This is a genomic window from Pedobacter endophyticus (genome assembly GCF_015679185.1).
Taxonomy (GTDB): Bacteria; Bacteroidota; Bacteroidia; order Sphingobacteriales; family Sphingobacteriaceae; genus Pedobacter; species Pedobacter endophyticus.
Genome location: NZ_CP064939.1, coordinates 1,338,480 through 1,353,265, shown reverse-complemented (window position 1 = coordinate 1,353,265; position 14,786 = coordinate 1,338,480). Strand labels below are relative to the sequence as shown.

Here is a 14,786-nt window from a genome sequence, read left to right as displayed (position 1 = left end):
AACTTAATTCTTTAAAACAATTCGCTAGTACCCAAATGTGAATTTACTATTTTGGTAATGTGTTGGCCAAGTTCTTTTGCATTACCTACGCCTACACTTTTAATGGCGGCCAATTGGTCGGTCGTTCTCGGCAGGCGCTCGGCTATGGCAAGCAAGGCCACATCCGATAGAACAGCATAATCTTGCACGCCGCGTTGCACGGCTATAGTTTTTCGCCAGTCAGTTAGATTTTTATACACCTGCAAATTGGCGATTTCTTTTGGCTTTATGCTCGTTTGAACGGGCTTGCTTTCAGGTTGCCGCTTATTACTGGCCGCATGAAACGTGTGGATGTAGTTGCTTACCGAAAACGGTTTCCACGAAATGTTGAACAGTGCCAGCTTAATTTGCAGGGCATCTTTGCAATCCTTTAATTTATTGAGCAACTTTTCTGAGTATACGTCGCTATAGAACTTTATCGATACAATTTTATCCATTAAGGCAATGGCCTGTTGCAGTTTGGGAACGAAATAACCAGCAGCCTTTTGTACCCGCTCCATAAATACGCTTTCTGTCTCCGGATTTCTGCTTAGGTCTACTTTTAAAAGCTCCTGAGCCATAAATTTCTGGGCGATTTTAAAAATCTCTTCAATTACCAGCTTATTGCCTTGTTCGTAAAGGGATAAGAAGGCCATTTTTTCATCTTTATCGATCAATTTTGATCGTCCAAGCTTTTCCCAATCCTTTGCCACAGCAGAAAAGTCGAGTAAATCGCGAATTAATCTCCACGCATATTCATTGGTGTATTTGGCCAGCAAAGCGGCGTCAGGCTTTCGCTGATAACTTGTTGAAGTGAAATTGGTCACTTTTTGGTCGGTAATCATGTTCTGAACCTGTACCGGCGACCTTAAAATTAGTCCTTCAAGGCTGCGGCAACGGCTCAATGCCACATACGCCTGGCCATGTGTAAAGGCCGAACTTACATCAACAATGGCCTTATCGAACGTTAGCCCCTGACTTTTATGCACCGTTATTGCCCAGGCCAGTTTAAATGGATACTGCGAAAAAGAACCCGTACTTGTTTCGTTTATTTTGTTTTCCTCGGCGCTGAGGCTATATCTTACATTTTGCCAAATCTCCCGCTCCACCTCAATTTCGGTTTGGTCGGCTGTAAAGGCCACTTTGATGGTGTCGTTATTGATTGCAGTAATTTTGGCCGCCTTGCCATTATAAAACTGCTTTTTTCCCGAAGAGTCGTTTTTTATAAAAATTACCTGTGCGCCTAACTTAAGCAGAAGCTTTTCGTCGGTGGGATAGGCGTCCTTCGGAAAATCGCCGTTAATTTGTGCATTAAACCCGAAGATTTCGCCGTCTAGTTTTTCGAGGCAACTTTGGTTAATTTCCGATACCAATTGGTTGTGCGTGGTTAAGGTAATATAATCCTCTTTCCATTCTTGTTCTAAACTTGCATCGAACCTTTTATTCAATTCATTCAACAGTTGTTCGCTCAGGTTGTTTTCTCGCATGCCATTCAGAATCTCGAGAAAAACGGGATCAGATTGGCGATAAACCTTTTCGAGTGTGAAGGTAATTATCGGTGTGGAGCGAAAAATTAAGCTATCGAAAAAATACGGACTGCTGTAATGTGCGCCCAAAATATGCCAGGCATCGTGAAAAATAGGAGAAAGCTGATATAAATCGCCGATTAACAAAAGCTGAACGCCGCCAAAAGGCAAATTCGATCCCTTAACCTGCTTCAACTTCCGGTCGATAAAATCAATTATATCTACTCTTACCATACTAATCTCGTCGATAATTAACAGCTCTAAACACCGCAGGAGCCGTATTTTTTCGTCGGAATACCTCAATTGATTTTGCTCGCTGTCGTCATCAGGATTCGGCACCAGTGGCCCGAACGGAATTTGAAAAAATGAGTGCAGGGTTACCCCTCCGGCATTAATTGCCGCAACCGCGGTTGGCGCCACAACTGCAAAGTTCTTTTTAGTAGTTTCCCTGATTTTTCTTAGTAAGGTGGTTTTTCCAGTCCCAGCCTTTCCAGTTAAGAAAATGGGCTGGTTGGTCGAATCTAAAAAATCAAAAAGAAGCTGGTTGTCCGGATCGGGCGTATTCATAGTTGGACAAAAATAACCTATTCGCTAAATATTTTAGTATAGGTTTCAATTGCATTTATCAACATTTTCTTTTAGATACAAGGCTTATGTGCTAAATAGGAGTGAGACAGGTGAGTTGAGGAAATTGGATTATTATACACTGATTTTTTTGTTGAACATTTCAAAATGACTTTAACTCAAACTTTTGTGAAATTTAGCAAAAAACATTTTCGAAAATTGAATTCAAATTTGTAACATTGCACTCGCAAAAACGAAAGTTTTTCCGGGGCCTATAGCTCAGTTGGTTAGAGTAGAAGACTCATAATCTTTTGGTCGCTGGTTCGAGCCCAGCTGGGCCCACAAACCCTTCAGTAATACTGGAGGGTTTTTTTGTTGTTTGCGGTTGATGTAATTGTTCTGAAACTTTTTAAGTTTAAATACGGAAAGGTTAATCATCATTATCCCCGAAACAAAAAGCTTTCTCATAAAACAGCTTTCTCAAAGCGCTTGGCGTTGTTGTACAGCCGGAAAAAAGCCAATACATCTGACTTTGAGGAAAAGTTAACGAACATATCTGTTTGGTCTGATGATGATCTTAAAAAAATTAGTTATATTTCATTATCATTGGCGAGCAATGGGTCACTTTAGTTAATGCTTATGAAAACCATTATTTTTTTATTTTCTATTTTTATTTTTTCGGGTACTGTTTATTCACAAGAAATTAATCTTGACCTTTTAGGGAAAGATAAAAATTATATTTTTATCGTTCAAAAGGAAGGCTTGAATGTACGATTAGACTCAAAAGGTACGCTTCAAAGCGATAAATCAGTGAAACATGACCCGAACGGTCTACTGAGTGATATTGACGGTTTAGTAATTGATTATGATATCAATGGTCGTGTTCGTCAAATCGGAGATAAACGCATAGAATATGATATTAATAATCGTGTTCGGCAAATAGGAAATGATCGGGTGGATTATGATATCAATGGCCGTGTTCGTCAAATCGGAGATAAACGCATAGACTATGATATTAATAATCGTGTTCGCCAAATAGGAGATGACCGGGTTGATTATGACATCAATGACCGTGTTCGCCAAATTGGAGATAAGCGCATAGACTATGATATTAATAATCGTGTTCGCCAAATAGGAGATGATCGAATTGATTATGATATCGATGGCCGTGTTCGTCAAATCGGCGATAAACGCATAGACTATGATATTAATAATCGTGTTCGCCAAATAGGAGATGATCGGGTTGATTATGATATTAATGGCCGAATTCGCCAAATAGGAAATAAACGAATTGATTATGACATTAATGGTGAGATTCGAGAAGTAAGCGATTTAGATGATAACCTTTTTTTCCTTTATAAAACAATTCAAGATTTTAACAATAAAAATGTTCATTAGTTTTATGGGAAACAGTTTTGGCCCAATTTTGCCTTGCAGTTAATAGTAAGTTACCTCACTAATTTTTTGGTCGCTGGTTCGAGCCCAGCTGGGCCCACAAAATAAAAATAGCCTTTCAGATACTCTGGAGGGCTTTTTTGTGCCTTTTAGGAATCGAAGAAAGGACATCTTAAAAGATTTTTATGCGAGTTTTACAATGTTTTTTGCTGAGTTTTACATTGAAAAGTTAGTAAAATATGGCAACTGTTTCAACTGTTATTTTCCTAAAGGACCAAAAGAAGGACGGAACCTGGAAGTTGAAGATAAGAATTTCCAATAAATTAAAGCATGCATTTATTTAAACCAAGCATTTTGTCGGGAAATAGCATTTTTTTATTGCCCGTCATTATGTCGGGCATTATTATAAAGTACTCCCTTTCCGATTTAAATCAACGCTCACAAGAATCTGATGGTGTTATTTAATCGCTTTATCAGAAGTTAAAAACCGTTCAGTTCTTTCCTTAAGCTTATTAAATACTTCCTGCGTTCTCTGGTGCTTTTCTCTAAGTTCCTGGGATTTTTTTACCAACTCATTAGTTATTTCTGTAACGGTTGGCTCCTTTTCACTTCTGTTAGGATTTGCCATAACATTTTTGATTTAGATTAAATATAAGTACTTCACTTCACTTTTGCGCGTATCTATTCACATAGTTACATTGGTTCGCCTTGTGCATCAGCATAATAGCAGATCTTTACATTGGTCTTACTTTCCGGTCGGTCTAACGAAGCTCACCCGAGTGTGTCAAATTTCGGGTAACTGGCGGTTGCTTTCAGGGGCGAACTCAAGTTTCCACTGTTCAATAATTGGTTGCTCGAGCTCCTTCTGGCGGTATTCATCCGGCGCCATTATCGGAACGCCGTGCACAATAGGATATTTTCTATCACAACTGCAACAGCTAAGCATCCCTTCTAATATGTTTTGGTCAGTATCTTTCACAAAAACCTCCAGTTTAAGGTCTTGTTTATCGAATGGGCAGCATAGTTTTTCAATTGTTTTTGTTCTCATAATCTTTCTCTTTAACTGTTTAAGGCTGTTAGGTAGGCTTGCGCCTGAGTTTTTGGATCATCGGCATTCAGTAGTCCAGAAATTACCGCAATACCATCAAATGGAATCTGCTGCTTCAAGATAAGCGCATTCTGTGGCGTTATCCCTCCCGATACAAAAAGCGGAATCTGTGTTAAGTTTTTTGCCGTCTGTACCGTTTCAGGCATCACCAAATCGCAACTTCCGGCACTGGCGGACGGGAACATGGAGCAAAAAGAAATATAATCGAGCTCGTTTTCATCTGCCCACCGCACGGTATCAAGATCGCCCGAGCAGGTAATACCCATAATTATCGGCCTGTTTACGCTCTTTTTAATTGACAAAATATCAGCAGGCTCGCTGTCAAAATGTACGCCGTCTAAATCAGTTGTTTCGGTAAGCAAATGCCATTCTTCGTTTATCAGTAATGGTATTGCACGAGGCTTACAGCGCTCGGCTATTGCAGTAACAAGTAAAAGCTTATTGCTTTCATCGGGCCAGTTATTCCATATTTGCACTACTTGTACGCCGCCTGCAATAGCTGCATCAAGCTTCGGAAGCAATACATTTAGCGCCATACTTGGATCGATCACCAGGTAAATGCCCCCGCTGATGGTCTTTTTTTGTGCTTCTGTCATTTCCATTCGTTTTTTTGAGCATTATAGAATGCGCCCCAATAAGCATCGTTTGGATAGTAGGGTAATTCAGTCGCTTCTCCGTTTGTAATGAGCGTATGGCCACTTTCTTTTGCCGTAAGTTTGCCAATAATGGCGGCCTCAATGTGCCTGCTCCGCATTTTTTCGATAAAGGCAGGGGCGAGTGTGCTTTTTACGGCCATTACCATGCTTCCGGCGCCTATTGAAAACCGCGGATCGAGGCCGAACAAAGCGCATACCTTGGCAGCTACATGGCTAATGGGAATAAGGTCATCATCAATCTGCACACCCTTTCCCGAGGCCACGGCCATTTCATATACAGCGCCCAAAACGCCGCCCTCGGTCACATCATGCATGGCGGTAACAGCGCTTGCCCGGCCGTCGGTATTTATTGCCAAAAGCGCTTCCGGTAGGCTCGATGTTTGATAAAACAAGCTACAGGCATCGGCATAAGTGGCCCGCCCCAGTTTGTTGATGACCGTTTGGGGGAAGCTCATTGCCAGAATTGCGGAAGAGGAAATGGCGCAACTTTTTGTTACAACGATAACATCGCCTTCGCTGGCATTACAGCTTAGCAAAATACTTTCTGCAGGTGCGGTAAGCAGCATGGTGCCACCGCCGGCAATTGTTGAGTTCTGCCCTTCAATTCTGCCGGTGTGCCCGCCGGTTATGGCTACGCCAATTTCGCTGCAATACTGATGCACGAAACTCCAATAGGTAACTAAATCGGCTTCGCTGAGTGAAGCGGGCAGGTTTAAAACCATTTGCGCATACATTGGTGCAAAACCCGTTGTGCCCATGTCGTTGGCCATTAAATGTACCGATAGCCAGGCCGATTCTTGCAAACCTAAAGAGGGGATAAGCGACAGCGGATCGCTGGTCATGGCCATTGCCAGTCCTCCGGGAAGATCGATAACGGAGACATCGACACCGAAAGCGGGGCCGCGACGAACTTCAGTGCGGTGATGGCCACAATTTTGCAGGATGATTTTCTCAAAACCTTCATTGCTGAGTTTTCCTGAGGCCATATTAATCGAGAATTTTTACATACAGACCAAAAAAATCGCCGATTGGCAAACTCCATTGCTGAACCGGAAACCATTTAGGCAAGCCCGTACATGTCCATTCGATGCTGTATTGCCGGCCGCTTAGTGCTTCATCAATTTTAGCGATCAATAGTTGTGGCGTATAAAAAGTAGCGGTTACATAAAATGGATTTTTGCCAAATAGTTGCTGCACACGCCTGCGAAGTACCTTTGGCGAATTTCGGTTCATCATGCCAAAAGCAATGCCCCTTTTGCCCACCCGGGCGGCTTCTCTAATTACCTGAACGGGATCCCGATAGTATTCAAAAGTGGTGATAAAGGCTACCGCATCAAAAGTGTTATCCTTAAAGGGCATGTAGTGCGAATCGGCGTTAACCAGGTCGCCATCAAAAAGGTGCACAGCCTGACCAAGCATAAAAGGAGATAAGTCGCCGCCCGTGGCTTCAATGCCCAACTCTTTCCACCATCGGGTAAAGCGGGTGGTGCCACAGCCAAATTCTAAAAGCTCCTGTATGCTTTTATCTTTGCCAACCAATTGGGCCATCACCTTTTTTTGCCATACTTCGGCCCGTTTGTAACGTCCTTCGTACCACTGTTCGTAAGTATCGGTGTGTTCCCGGTTGAAAAACCATTCTTTTCGCCCCTGCCAGTTTACAAGGTTTTGAGATAGACTGTTGAAACTCTTTTTTTCTAACTGCATTTGTTTAAATATTTAATGAGTCTTGCCGCCATTACCGGATCGCCGTAATGGAGAACATTGACTAATATTTAAACAGCCGAATAGCCGCAATTATATCGAGTCGGTGCATCCCTACGCCGGTATTATCCGTGTCAGGTTCGCGGGTATTCGTCTCAGCCTTTAATTTTATTAAAAGCACCCCGTGCAACAATTAACAAATATATAGATTTTATATAAAATGCCTAATTAAAAACTCTGCTGTCATTCTGAGGGGGAATTTTTAACAAAAAATCAATATCAAGTAACGTTTTTAAGGCGGTCGTCATCCCTCCCGAAGTTTCGGGAAGGATGACGACCGTTTCATGTATAGCCTTATAAAACAGCGAAATGCATAAAAACGTCAGTGGTAGTGCAACGCATGTCCCGATACTTCCTATCGTGTGGACACATCTCGTTTTTTGCGCCGTCATTCCCGCGCAGGCGGGAATCGTAATGCTCGGCGCCCAATTTATTGTGCATTAAGATCCCTCCCGAAGTTTCGGGAAGGATGACGACCCTTCTTAGGAGGATTCTTCTCAAAAACGACGTCATTCATATTGATTTTACGCAGTAAATTTAAACTCAGCCTGACAAAACAGGTGCTGTCATCCTGAGGCACGAAGGATCCCCAAGCGATAAAGATTTAGCTTCGCTGAGCACTTCGTGGTTCTCGGCTGCGCTCGAAATGACGACCGTTCTTAGGAGAATTCTTCTCAAAAACGACGTCATTCATATTGATTTTACACAGTAATTTAAACTCAGCCTGACAAAACAGGTGCTGTCATCCTGAGGCACGAAGGATCCCCAAGCGATAAAGATTTAGCTTCGCTGAGCACTTCGTGGTTCTCGGCTGCGCTCGAAATGACGACCGTTCTTAGGAGGATTCTTCGCAAAAACGAGGTCATTCATATTGATTTTACGCAGTAAATTTAAACTCAGCCTGACAAAACAGGTGCTGTCATCCTGATGCACGAAGGATCTCCAAACGATAAAGATTTAGCTTCGCTGAGCACTTCGTGGTTCTCGGCTGCGCTCGAAATGACGACCCTTCTTAGGAGGATTCTTCTCAAAAACGACGTCATTCATATTGATTTTACGCAGTAAATTTAAACTCAGCCTGACAAAACAGGGTGCTGTCATCCTGAGGCACGAAGGATCCCCAAGCGATAAAGATTTAGCTTCGCTGAGCACTTCGTGGTTCTCGGCTGCGCTCGAAATGACGACCGTTCTTAGGAGGATTCTTCTCAAAAACGACGTCATTCATATTGATTTTACGCAGTAAATTTAAACTCAGCCTGACAAAACAGGTGCTGTCATCCTGAGGCACGAAGGATCCCCAAGCGATAAAGATTTAGCTTCGCTGAGCACTTCGTGGTTCTCGGCTGCGCTCGAAATGACGACCCTTCTTAGGAGGACTCTTCTCAAAAACGACGTCGTTCATATTGATTTTACGCAGTAAATTTAAACTTAGCATGACAAAAAATGGAGCCTAATTTTCCTCAGTATATTTTTTGAAATTATCTAAAATAGATTGCCAGCCGTTTTGTTGCATTTCTATCGAGTTTTCGGTTTCAGGGTCGAAGGTTTCCGTAAGCTTTGTCTGTTTGTCGTCGCCATTAAAAGTTATCGTTACGGTTCTTCCGTCATTTAAGGTATAGGCAATTAATTTATGCGTTTCTACAGCGGTATAAAAACCCTCGAAATCGAAACCAACGCTGCCATCTTTTGCGGCCATGGTGGTTTTAAATTTCCCATCTGTCCTTAAGTCGTTTTCTGCAGCGGGAACATGCCAGTCGCTCGAGGCAAAAGTCCAGTTTTTAATGTGTTCTGGTGAGCTCCAAAACTGCCAAACTTTTTCTATCGGTGCATTAATGGTCGATTCTACTGTTATTTTTTCCATGTGTTTTATGTTTAGATTATACGATAAAGATAGGCGGATGTTTACCAACCTAAAATGGTTAATCGCGACAAAATACGGGTGCAAATAACAACGTTCAAATTATTGGCAGGTTAGTGTCTGCCGCCTTCCATCACCTTAAACAAGTGTAAAACCTGCGGAAAGATAGCGTCTATGCTTTCGGCAGCACCTTTTGCTGATCCCGGCAGGGTGAGCACTAACGTTTGGCCGATCAATCCGGCAACACCACGCGATAACATGGCAAAAGGCATCCGGTCTTGTCCGTATCTTCTCGCCGTTTCCATGATGCCGTCAATTGTTTTTTCGATCAGTGGCGAAACGGCATCTACGGTAACATCACGAGGAGAAAGGCCCGTACCGCCTGTAAAAATCAATAACTGTACTTTGGCGGCAAGCTGCTTTGTTTTTTGTTGAATGAGATCAAAATCATCTTCGATAATATCGTAAGCGAGTGTTTCGATGCCGTATTGCTCCAATTTAGAAATGATACTTTTACCCGATCTGTCTTCTCCGTTGCCCGCTGAAATAGAATCGGAGCAAACCACTACACCCGCCTTGATGTGTTGGTAATCGTTTACTTTGAAATCGGTTTTGCCTCCCGATTTTTTAAGGAGTTTGATAGCCGATATTTCCACGCCCTTATCAATTGGCTTAAGCATATCGTACATGGTTAATGCGGTTACTGATGCCCCATGCATGGCCTCAACCTCAACGCCTGTTTTATAGATGGTGTGAACCTCAACGGAAATAATGATGCTTAAATTTTCAATATGGTAGGTAATGGCGGTAAACTCTACAGGTAGCGGATGGCAATCGGGAATTACATCGCTGGTTTTTTTTACGCCCAATAAACCAGCGGCCCGTGCAAACTCAAAAACATCACCTTTGGGTACTTTTCGCTGCTCAATTGCCGCGATAGTTTCTGGCTTCGATACGGTTATTGTGGCGGTTGCAACAGCAATGCGTAATGTATTTGATTTATGGGTGATATTTACCATGTTTTTTTAAGTGTTAATTCTGCTGATGGCAGATAGTCAAAGCACATCAATGTGTGTTCTGTTGTAGGTGTCAGCTATATTAGTGCGCAATCTTAAAATTGACCACATGGATGCATAGGCTACATAAAAGTTACGTTCTTTATGGGCCGATGTGGTCGCAGATTTATATTACAAATTTTAATGTCATTTATATTTTTTAGAAAATAGATGTTAGTAACTCCAACTTAAATATTCTCTTTCCATTGATGCGTGCTGTCATCAAAAATTTCTTTGCCCCAAATAGGCAGTTCGGCTTTCAATCGTTCTACAATTTCCTCGCAGGCTGCTATTGCTGGTTTGCGGTGGGCTGATGAAGTGAAAACGAACAGACAAATTTCGCCGGTTTTAACGGTGCCTAAACTGTGGTAAATGTGCATGCAGGTTAAAGGATATTTACCAAAAATTTCTTCGCGGATCGCATGCATTTTTTCGAGCGCCAATTCCTGGTAAGCGGTGTATTCAATGGCTGATACTACTTTTCCATCGACTTTATCGGCTCTAATTTGCCCCAAAAAAATACTGTGCCCGCCGATATCCGTTTTACTGCTGTGCTTTGCAATGCTATCGGCTATTAGCGCCGTTGGTATTGCTCCATCAACAAATATGTTTTTGATCTTTTTATCGCCCATCATTAATTCTTAAAATAGTGTCTGTATCTCGCTATGCCGCCTTTAAGACTGAATATATTTTTTGTTGTTTGGTATTTATCTTTCAGTGCCTCGGCTGCTGTTATGCTCCTGATTCCGTGTTGACAAATCAGAACGAGGTTTTTTGCTTCAACATCACCGCTAAGAAACTGATTAAAGGACGACATAGGTGCCTTTTGGTATTTCGTTGGATCTAATGCCGGAGACTCATGTGCCTCCCGAACATCAATAAGCAGTGTTGAGCCTGCTTCAATCAGCGCATCCATTTTATCGGTGTCGATCTCTATAAACGTATGCGTTTGTGTTTCGTTGGTGTAATCGTAATTCATTTTTAGAAATTCATTTTCCGTTGCCGGGAGTTTATAGGTTCCCCTTGCGGGAGAAAGGGCAACTTCGTAAAGCTGATGATCAAGCATATTGTAAGTTAAAAGCGAGTTGATAAGCGGTTTTCCAATGCCAGTAATCAGTTTGATTACTTCTGATGCCTGCATGGTGCCGATTGTGCCAGCCAAAACGCCCAGCACACCATTTTCGGCACAATTGGGTATTTCACCCTGAGCCGGCGGGATGGGAAACAAGTCGCGGTAGTTGGTCGTTTGTCCATCGTGCAACACATTAAATACCGCCAACTGCCCTTCGTAACCCGAAACTGCTGCAAATATCAAGGGCTTTTGCAGCAATGCGCAAGCATCATTAATGAGGTACCTGCTTTCAAAGTTATCGGTTGCATCTACGATATAATCATAGCGGCCCAGTAGCTCGAGGATGTTATTTTGATTTAAGCGCTGTGTATAACTTACAACGCTAATGTCAGGGTTTAGTGCTTGCAACTTCCGTTTGGCAGTTTCTGCCTTAAAAGTATCAATATCAGCCGTGCTGAATAAGATTTGGCGGTGCAGGTTACTTAACGATACGGTATCATCGTCGATAATGCCGATATGCCCTACGCCCGCTGCTGCAAGGTATTGGAGGGCAGGACAACCTAAGCCACCAGCCCCGATAACGAGCACTGTTGCCTGCGAAAGCTTCTGTTGTGCCGAAAGCCCAAAACCTTTTAAAATAATTTGCCTGCTGTAGCGTTCAGTTTCCATTTGTTTAGCTTATCCGCCAGAAAAGGGTGGCATAATTGCAATAACTGCATCTTCTGCAAATTCAATATTCGCCTGAACCAGCTTTTTGTTTACAGCCAAAGCATACTTCATTTGGCCCAATGCTGGGAATGTTTCTTGAAGCAGCGCCCTCAAACCATCGGTATCCGAAATTGTACCGACTTTGAATTGCTGGGTGGGAATAATTTCGGTGATTTTGCCGAAAGTGACCAATTGTATCTGCATGTTGTAAATGTAGCTCTAAAATAAATTATACAAAAATGGCAAGCCGGTTTCAACGTAACAACTGGCCTTTAAATAGGGCGCTCGCAGAAAAACGCAAGCAAATTCTAATTAATAAGAACAACTTTAATCGATTCTCCTTTTTTAAAATGGCTTCGATCTTGTTCAAGAATGATCAGACAATTGGCCTGTGCAAACGAACTTAACCGGAAAGATTCCTGAGCCGTTAGCGGTGTTGCTAGCCCCCGGGTATAGGTTGCTTTTAAAAAATGTGTTAACCCGGCAGGCTTTTCATAATCGGCGGCAAGCGTAGCTTCAATTTCTGTTATCTTGCTTTCTTGCTGGCTCAATAACTTTAATGCGGGCACAACGTAATTATAATAACAGTTTAATACGGACGAAGGGTTGCCGGGTAAGCCAAAAACCACTTTGCCGTCTTTTGTGCCGAAGAACAGCGGTTTCCCGGGCTTTTGCTTTACCTTATGAAAGATCTGTTTCACATTACACAATGCTGAAGCCTCTAAAACAAAATCGTAGTCGCCAACGCTAACGCCACCGGTAAGGAGAACCACATCATTTGCGGCCAACGCCTTTTCGAGCACGTTTTGCAGTGCTTGTAAATCATCATCTGCCGAGAAAACCTCAATCTCATTAATGCCTTCGTTCTTTAATGCCGCTGTTAACGAAAAGGAATTGGATTCGTACACCTGGCCGAAAGCCAAATCCTTCCCGGGTGTTTGCAATTCCTTTCCGGTTACAATAATGGCAAGTTTGGGTGCTGGGAAAACATCGACTTCGGCAATGCCTATTCCGGCTAAAAAGCCTATCGCTGCGGGCGAAAGAAAACTCCCGGCCTCCATTGCAAGTTCGCCCGCTTTAATTTCGGCGCCCATGTTTCTCACGTTTGAGCCCTGAGTTAGTTTTTCGTCTTCGATTTTTATTTTGTTGCCGATGATGGTAACCTTTTCTTGCATCACCACCGTATCGGCGCCATCGGGCAAAGGCGCTCCGGTAAAAATCCGGGCCGTTTCACCGCTGTTAATCTTGATTTTTACAGCTGTACCCGCCGCCATTTCTCCGTTCACGTCAAGGGGCTGATCCTTATCGCTAAATTTTAAGGCATAGCCATCCATTGATGACTGCGCAAATGCGGGAATATGGCAAATGGCGTACACATTACTCGCCAAAGTGCGCCCGGCAGCCTCGGCAATAGGTACTCTTTTTAAAGGTAATGGTAAAACGTTATTTTCAACAAGTTGCTTTGCTTCATTTACGGTAATCATTGTCTAAATTAGCCTCCAATGGTGATCATACTTCTGTTAGTTATCAACTCGGCATCTAATTTCTCAAAGTGACTGCCGAGTTGTCCGCCAAGTTCTTTGGCCTTGCTCCAGATAGAAGCTTCTATCAGCGGTAAAATTTCCTGATTATTTCTTAAAGGCGTTAATAAATCGGTTTCACCTTGCGAGAAAAGACAATTCTTCAGTTTTCCATCGGCAGTTAAGCGCATTCTGTTGCAAGTACTGCAAAAAGGAGCGGTCATGGTGCTAATTACGGCAAACGAACCTTCATGCCCCGGAATCATAAAGTGCTTCGCCGTATCGTTCGGCTCGGCCGCTACAGGCAGCAGGGTATATTCGCGTGCTACAACAGCTAAAATTTCATCCAGCGAAAACATTTTATTGCTTGTCCACTTGTTGCCGGTAAAGGGCATAAATTCGATAAACCTTACCTGTATCGGGTTGTGCTTCGTCCATGCTATAAAATCGACAATTTCGTTGTCGTTTAAGCCTTTCATAACCACCATGTTTATCTTAACCGCAATTTTGTGCTGAAGCAGTAATTCGATGTTGCTTCTCACCTGATGAAATACATCGCGGCGGGTAATTAACATAAACTTTTCGGGCTGCAGGGTATCGAGGCTAATGTTTACGGTTTTTATATTTGCCTCAATCAAAGTAGGGAGCATTTCTGCAATTCGTGTTCCATTAGTGGTGATCACCAATTCTACGGGGAGTTTTCCGAGGGCAGTAATAATGGCGGCAGCGTCTTTTCTCACCAGGGGCTCGCCACCCGTTAGCCTGATTTTTTTTACCCCCTGGGCCACAAACAGGGTCGCAATTTTTATAATTTCGTCGGTCTGCATCAATCTCGAAGCGGGCGTAAAGTCGTACTCCTCCTCGGGCATGCAATAAAAACAGCGAAAATTGCAGTTATCGGTTAGCGATATTCGCAAATAATCATGTACTCGACCAAAAGAATCTTTAATCATGTTGTTTATTTAATAGCGATTGATAATCGCTTTCGGTATCAATATCAATATTTCCCTGCTCAAAACTTATTGTTGCCAAATCGGTAGCCTGCATGGTTATCAGCCCCTTGGCACCATTCTCACCTGTTAACAGCATCAAATCTTCAAAATACTTACGGGCAAACAACACTGGCGTACCAATAGTACCTCCATATTGGCTGGCTATAATGCCCTTTTTTGTTTCGTTGTGTTTATTAATTAACGATGTAAATAGCTCCGAACTGATATAGGGTTGATCGCAAACCGATATTATTACGCTTTTTACTTGGCTTTCGTGCGCCGCTATCCTTTTTAAACCCGCCGTTATGCTCGATGACATGCCTTGTGCCCAATTGCTGTTAACAACAAAGTTAATTTGGCTATCATTATCCTGCGGTAATATTTTATCGGCATTAGCGCCAAGCACCACAACAATTGGCGCCAGTTGAGCGGCTGTTGCAGCATCGCAAACCCTTTGCAAAAGTGTTTTGCCATCAATAGCTAAAAGCTGCTTGGGTTTTCCTAAACGAGAGGAGCTGCCCGCTGCCAAAATAACAATTCCGGTTTGTACCAT

General features: G+C 42.7%; 15 protein-coding genes, 1 tRNA gene and 1 riboswitch. Of the genes, 2 read left to right on the top strand and 14 right to left on the bottom strand.

Going from position 1 to position 14,786, the window contains the following annotated elements; all coding sequences use genetic code 11:
- Positions 1 to 11: 11 nt before the first annotated feature.
- A complete protein-coding gene (locus IZT61_RS05420; protein WP_196100163.1) occupies positions 12 to 2,111 on the bottom strand; it encodes an HRDC domain-containing protein in 2,100 nt (699 codons plus the stop codon).
- 265 nt (positions 2,112 to 2,376) lie between these two features.
- Between IZT61_RS05420 and IZT61_RS05415 the strand changes: the two genes are divergently transcribed.
- Together IZT61_RS05415 and IZT61_RS05410 are read left to right on the top strand one after the other, a co-directional pair.
- Positions 2,377 to 2,450 (top strand) — tRNA-Ile (locus IZT61_RS05415).
- Between the two features lie 297 nt (positions 2,451 to 2,747).
- Positions 2,748 to 3,506 carry a hypothetical protein gene (locus tag IZT61_RS05410; RefSeq protein ID WP_196100162.1) on the top strand — a complete coding sequence of 253 codons (759 nt, stop codon included), beginning with the start codon at positions 2,748 to 2,750 and terminating at the stop codon, positions 3,504 to 3,506.
- Between the two features lie 454 nt (positions 3,507 to 3,960).
- Here the strand turns inward: IZT61_RS05410 and IZT61_RS05405 are convergent, their stop codons facing one another.
- From IZT61_RS05405 to IZT61_RS05345, 13 genes are all read right to left on the bottom strand, one after another.
- The gene (locus tag IZT61_RS05405) at positions 3,961 to 4,131 is read right to left on the bottom strand and encodes a hypothetical protein (RefSeq protein ID WP_196100161.1); all 171 of its coding nucleotides are present in this window, start codon (positions 4,129 to 4,131) and stop codon (positions 3,961 to 3,963) included.
- A gap of 156 nt (positions 4,132 to 4,287) precedes the next feature.
- On the bottom strand, positions 4,288 to 4,551 hold the full coding sequence (locus IZT61_RS05400) for a Trm112 family protein (protein WP_196100160.1): 264 nt from the start codon (positions 4,549 to 4,551) through the stop codon (positions 4,288 to 4,290).
- 11 nt (positions 4,552 to 4,562) lie between these two features.
- Positions 4,563 to 5,213 (bottom strand): thiamine phosphate synthase, encoded by a 651-nt coding sequence (locus IZT61_RS05395; protein ID WP_196100159.1) that lies wholly within the window; start codon positions 5,211 to 5,213, stop codon positions 4,563 to 4,565.
- A complete protein-coding gene (locus tag IZT61_RS05390) occupies positions 5,204 to 6,253 on the bottom strand; it encodes an AIR synthase family protein (RefSeq protein WP_196100158.1) in 1,050 nt (349 codons plus the stop codon). Before IZT61_RS05390 ends, IZT61_RS05395 begins: the two co-directional genes overlap by 10 nt.
- 1 nt (position 6,254) lies before the next feature.
- Positions 6,255 to 6,971: a class I SAM-dependent methyltransferase gene (locus tag IZT61_RS05385; protein WP_196100157.1), complete on the bottom strand. Its 717-nt coding sequence runs from the start codon at positions 6,969 to 6,971 to the stop codon at positions 6,255 to 6,257.
- Positions 6,972 to 7,062: 91 nt separating this feature from the next.
- A riboswitch (TPP riboswitch) is annotated at positions 7,063 to 7,163 on the bottom strand.
- Between the two features lie 1,315 nt (positions 7,164 to 8,478).
- Positions 8,479 to 8,889: an SRPBCC family protein gene (locus tag IZT61_RS05380; RefSeq protein WP_196100156.1), complete on the bottom strand. Its 411-nt coding sequence runs from the start codon at positions 8,887 to 8,889 to the stop codon at positions 8,479 to 8,481.
- Positions 8,890 to 8,999: 110 nt separating this feature from the next.
- Entirely contained in the window at positions 9,000 to 9,905 is a 906-nt protein-coding gene (moaCB, locus tag IZT61_RS05375; RefSeq protein WP_196100155.1) for a bifunctional molybdenum cofactor biosynthesis protein MoaC/MoaB, read from the bottom strand.
- A 224-nt stretch (positions 9,906 to 10,129) separates the two neighbouring features.
- Entirely contained in the window at positions 10,130 to 10,576 is a 447-nt protein-coding gene (locus tag IZT61_RS05370; RefSeq protein WP_196100154.1) for a molybdenum cofactor biosynthesis protein MoaE, read from the bottom strand.
- Positions 10,576 to 11,682 (bottom strand): ThiF family adenylyltransferase, encoded by a 1,107-nt coding sequence (locus tag IZT61_RS05365; protein WP_196100153.1) that lies wholly within the window; start codon positions 11,680 to 11,682, stop codon positions 10,576 to 10,578. Before IZT61_RS05365 ends, IZT61_RS05370 begins: the two co-directional genes overlap by 1 nt.
- Positions 11,683 to 11,691: 9 nt before the next feature.
- Positions 11,692 to 11,925, bottom strand: a complete 234-nt coding sequence (locus IZT61_RS05360; protein ID WP_196100152.1) for a MoaD/ThiS family protein — start codon at positions 11,923 to 11,925, stop codon at positions 11,692 to 11,694.
- Positions 11,926 to 12,029: 104 nt separating this feature from the next.
- A complete protein-coding gene (locus tag IZT61_RS05355; protein ID WP_196100151.1) occupies positions 12,030 to 13,205 on the bottom strand; it encodes a molybdopterin molybdotransferase MoeA in 1,176 nt (391 codons plus the stop codon).
- A gap of 8 nt (positions 13,206 to 13,213) precedes the next feature.
- Positions 13,214 to 14,194, bottom strand: a complete 981-nt coding sequence (gene moaA / locus IZT61_RS05350; RefSeq protein WP_196100150.1) for a GTP 3',8-cyclase MoaA — start codon at positions 14,192 to 14,194, stop codon at positions 13,214 to 13,216.
- On the bottom strand, positions 14,187 to 14,786 hold the full coding sequence (locus tag IZT61_RS05345; protein WP_196100149.1) for a nucleotidyltransferase family protein: 600 nt from the start codon (positions 14,784 to 14,786) through the stop codon (positions 14,187 to 14,189). Before IZT61_RS05345 ends, moaA begins: the two co-directional genes overlap by 8 nt.

What these genes read in the sequence shown, in the direction of transcription:
- IZT61_RS05420 (WP_196100163.1), bottom strand. Translation starts at nt 2,111, where the DNA reads ATGAATACGCCCGATCCGGACAACCAGCTTCTTTTTGATTTTTTAGAT.
- IZT61_RS05410 (WP_196100162.1), top strand. Translation starts at nt 2,748, where the DNA reads ATGAAAACCATTATTTTTTTATTTTCTATTTTTATTTTTTCGGGTACT.
- IZT61_RS05405 (WP_196100161.1), bottom strand. Translation starts at nt 4,131, where the DNA reads ATGGCAAATCCTAACAGAAGTGAAAAGGAGCCAACCGTTACAGAAATA.
- IZT61_RS05400 (WP_196100160.1), bottom strand. Translation starts at nt 4,551, where the DNA reads ATGAGAACAAAAACAATTGAAAAACTATGCTGCCCATTCGATAAACAA.
- IZT61_RS05395 (WP_196100159.1), bottom strand. Translation starts at nt 5,213, where the DNA reads ATGGAAATGACAGAAGCACAAAAAAAGACCATCAGCGGGGGCATTTAC.
- IZT61_RS05390 (WP_196100158.1), bottom strand. Translation starts at nt 6,253, where the DNA reads ATGGCCTCAGGAAAACTCAGCAATGAAGGTTTTGAGAAAATCATCCTG.
- IZT61_RS05385 (WP_196100157.1), bottom strand. Translation starts at nt 6,971, where the DNA reads ATGCAGTTAGAAAAAAAGAGTTTCAACAGTCTATCTCAAAACCTTGTA.
- IZT61_RS05380 (WP_196100156.1), bottom strand. Translation starts at nt 8,889, where the DNA reads ATGGAAAAAATAACAGTAGAATCGACCATTAATGCACCGATAGAAAAA.
- moaCB (WP_196100155.1), bottom strand. Translation starts at nt 9,905, where the DNA reads ATGGTAAATATCACCCATAAATCAAATACATTACGCATTGCTGTTGCA.
- IZT61_RS05370 (WP_196100154.1), bottom strand. Translation starts at nt 10,576, where the DNA reads ATGATGGGCGATAAAAAGATCAAAAACATATTTGTTGATGGAGCAATA.
- IZT61_RS05365 (WP_196100153.1), bottom strand. Translation starts at nt 11,682, where the DNA reads ATGGAAACTGAACGCTACAGCAGGCAAATTATTTTAAAAGGTTTTGGG.
- IZT61_RS05360 (WP_196100152.1), bottom strand. Translation starts at nt 11,925, where the DNA reads ATGCAGATACAATTGGTCACTTTCGGCAAAATCACCGAAATTATTCCC.
- IZT61_RS05355 (WP_196100151.1), bottom strand. Translation starts at nt 13,205, where the DNA reads ATGATTACCGTAAATGAAGCAAAGCAACTTGTTGAAAATAACGTTTTA.
- moaA (WP_196100150.1), bottom strand. Translation starts at nt 14,194, where the DNA reads ATGATTAAAGATTCTTTTGGTCGAGTACATGATTATTTGCGAATATCG.
- IZT61_RS05345 (WP_196100149.1), bottom strand. Translation starts at nt 14,786, where the DNA reads ATGGTACAAACCGGAATTGTTATTTTGGCAGCGGGCAGCTCCTCTCGT.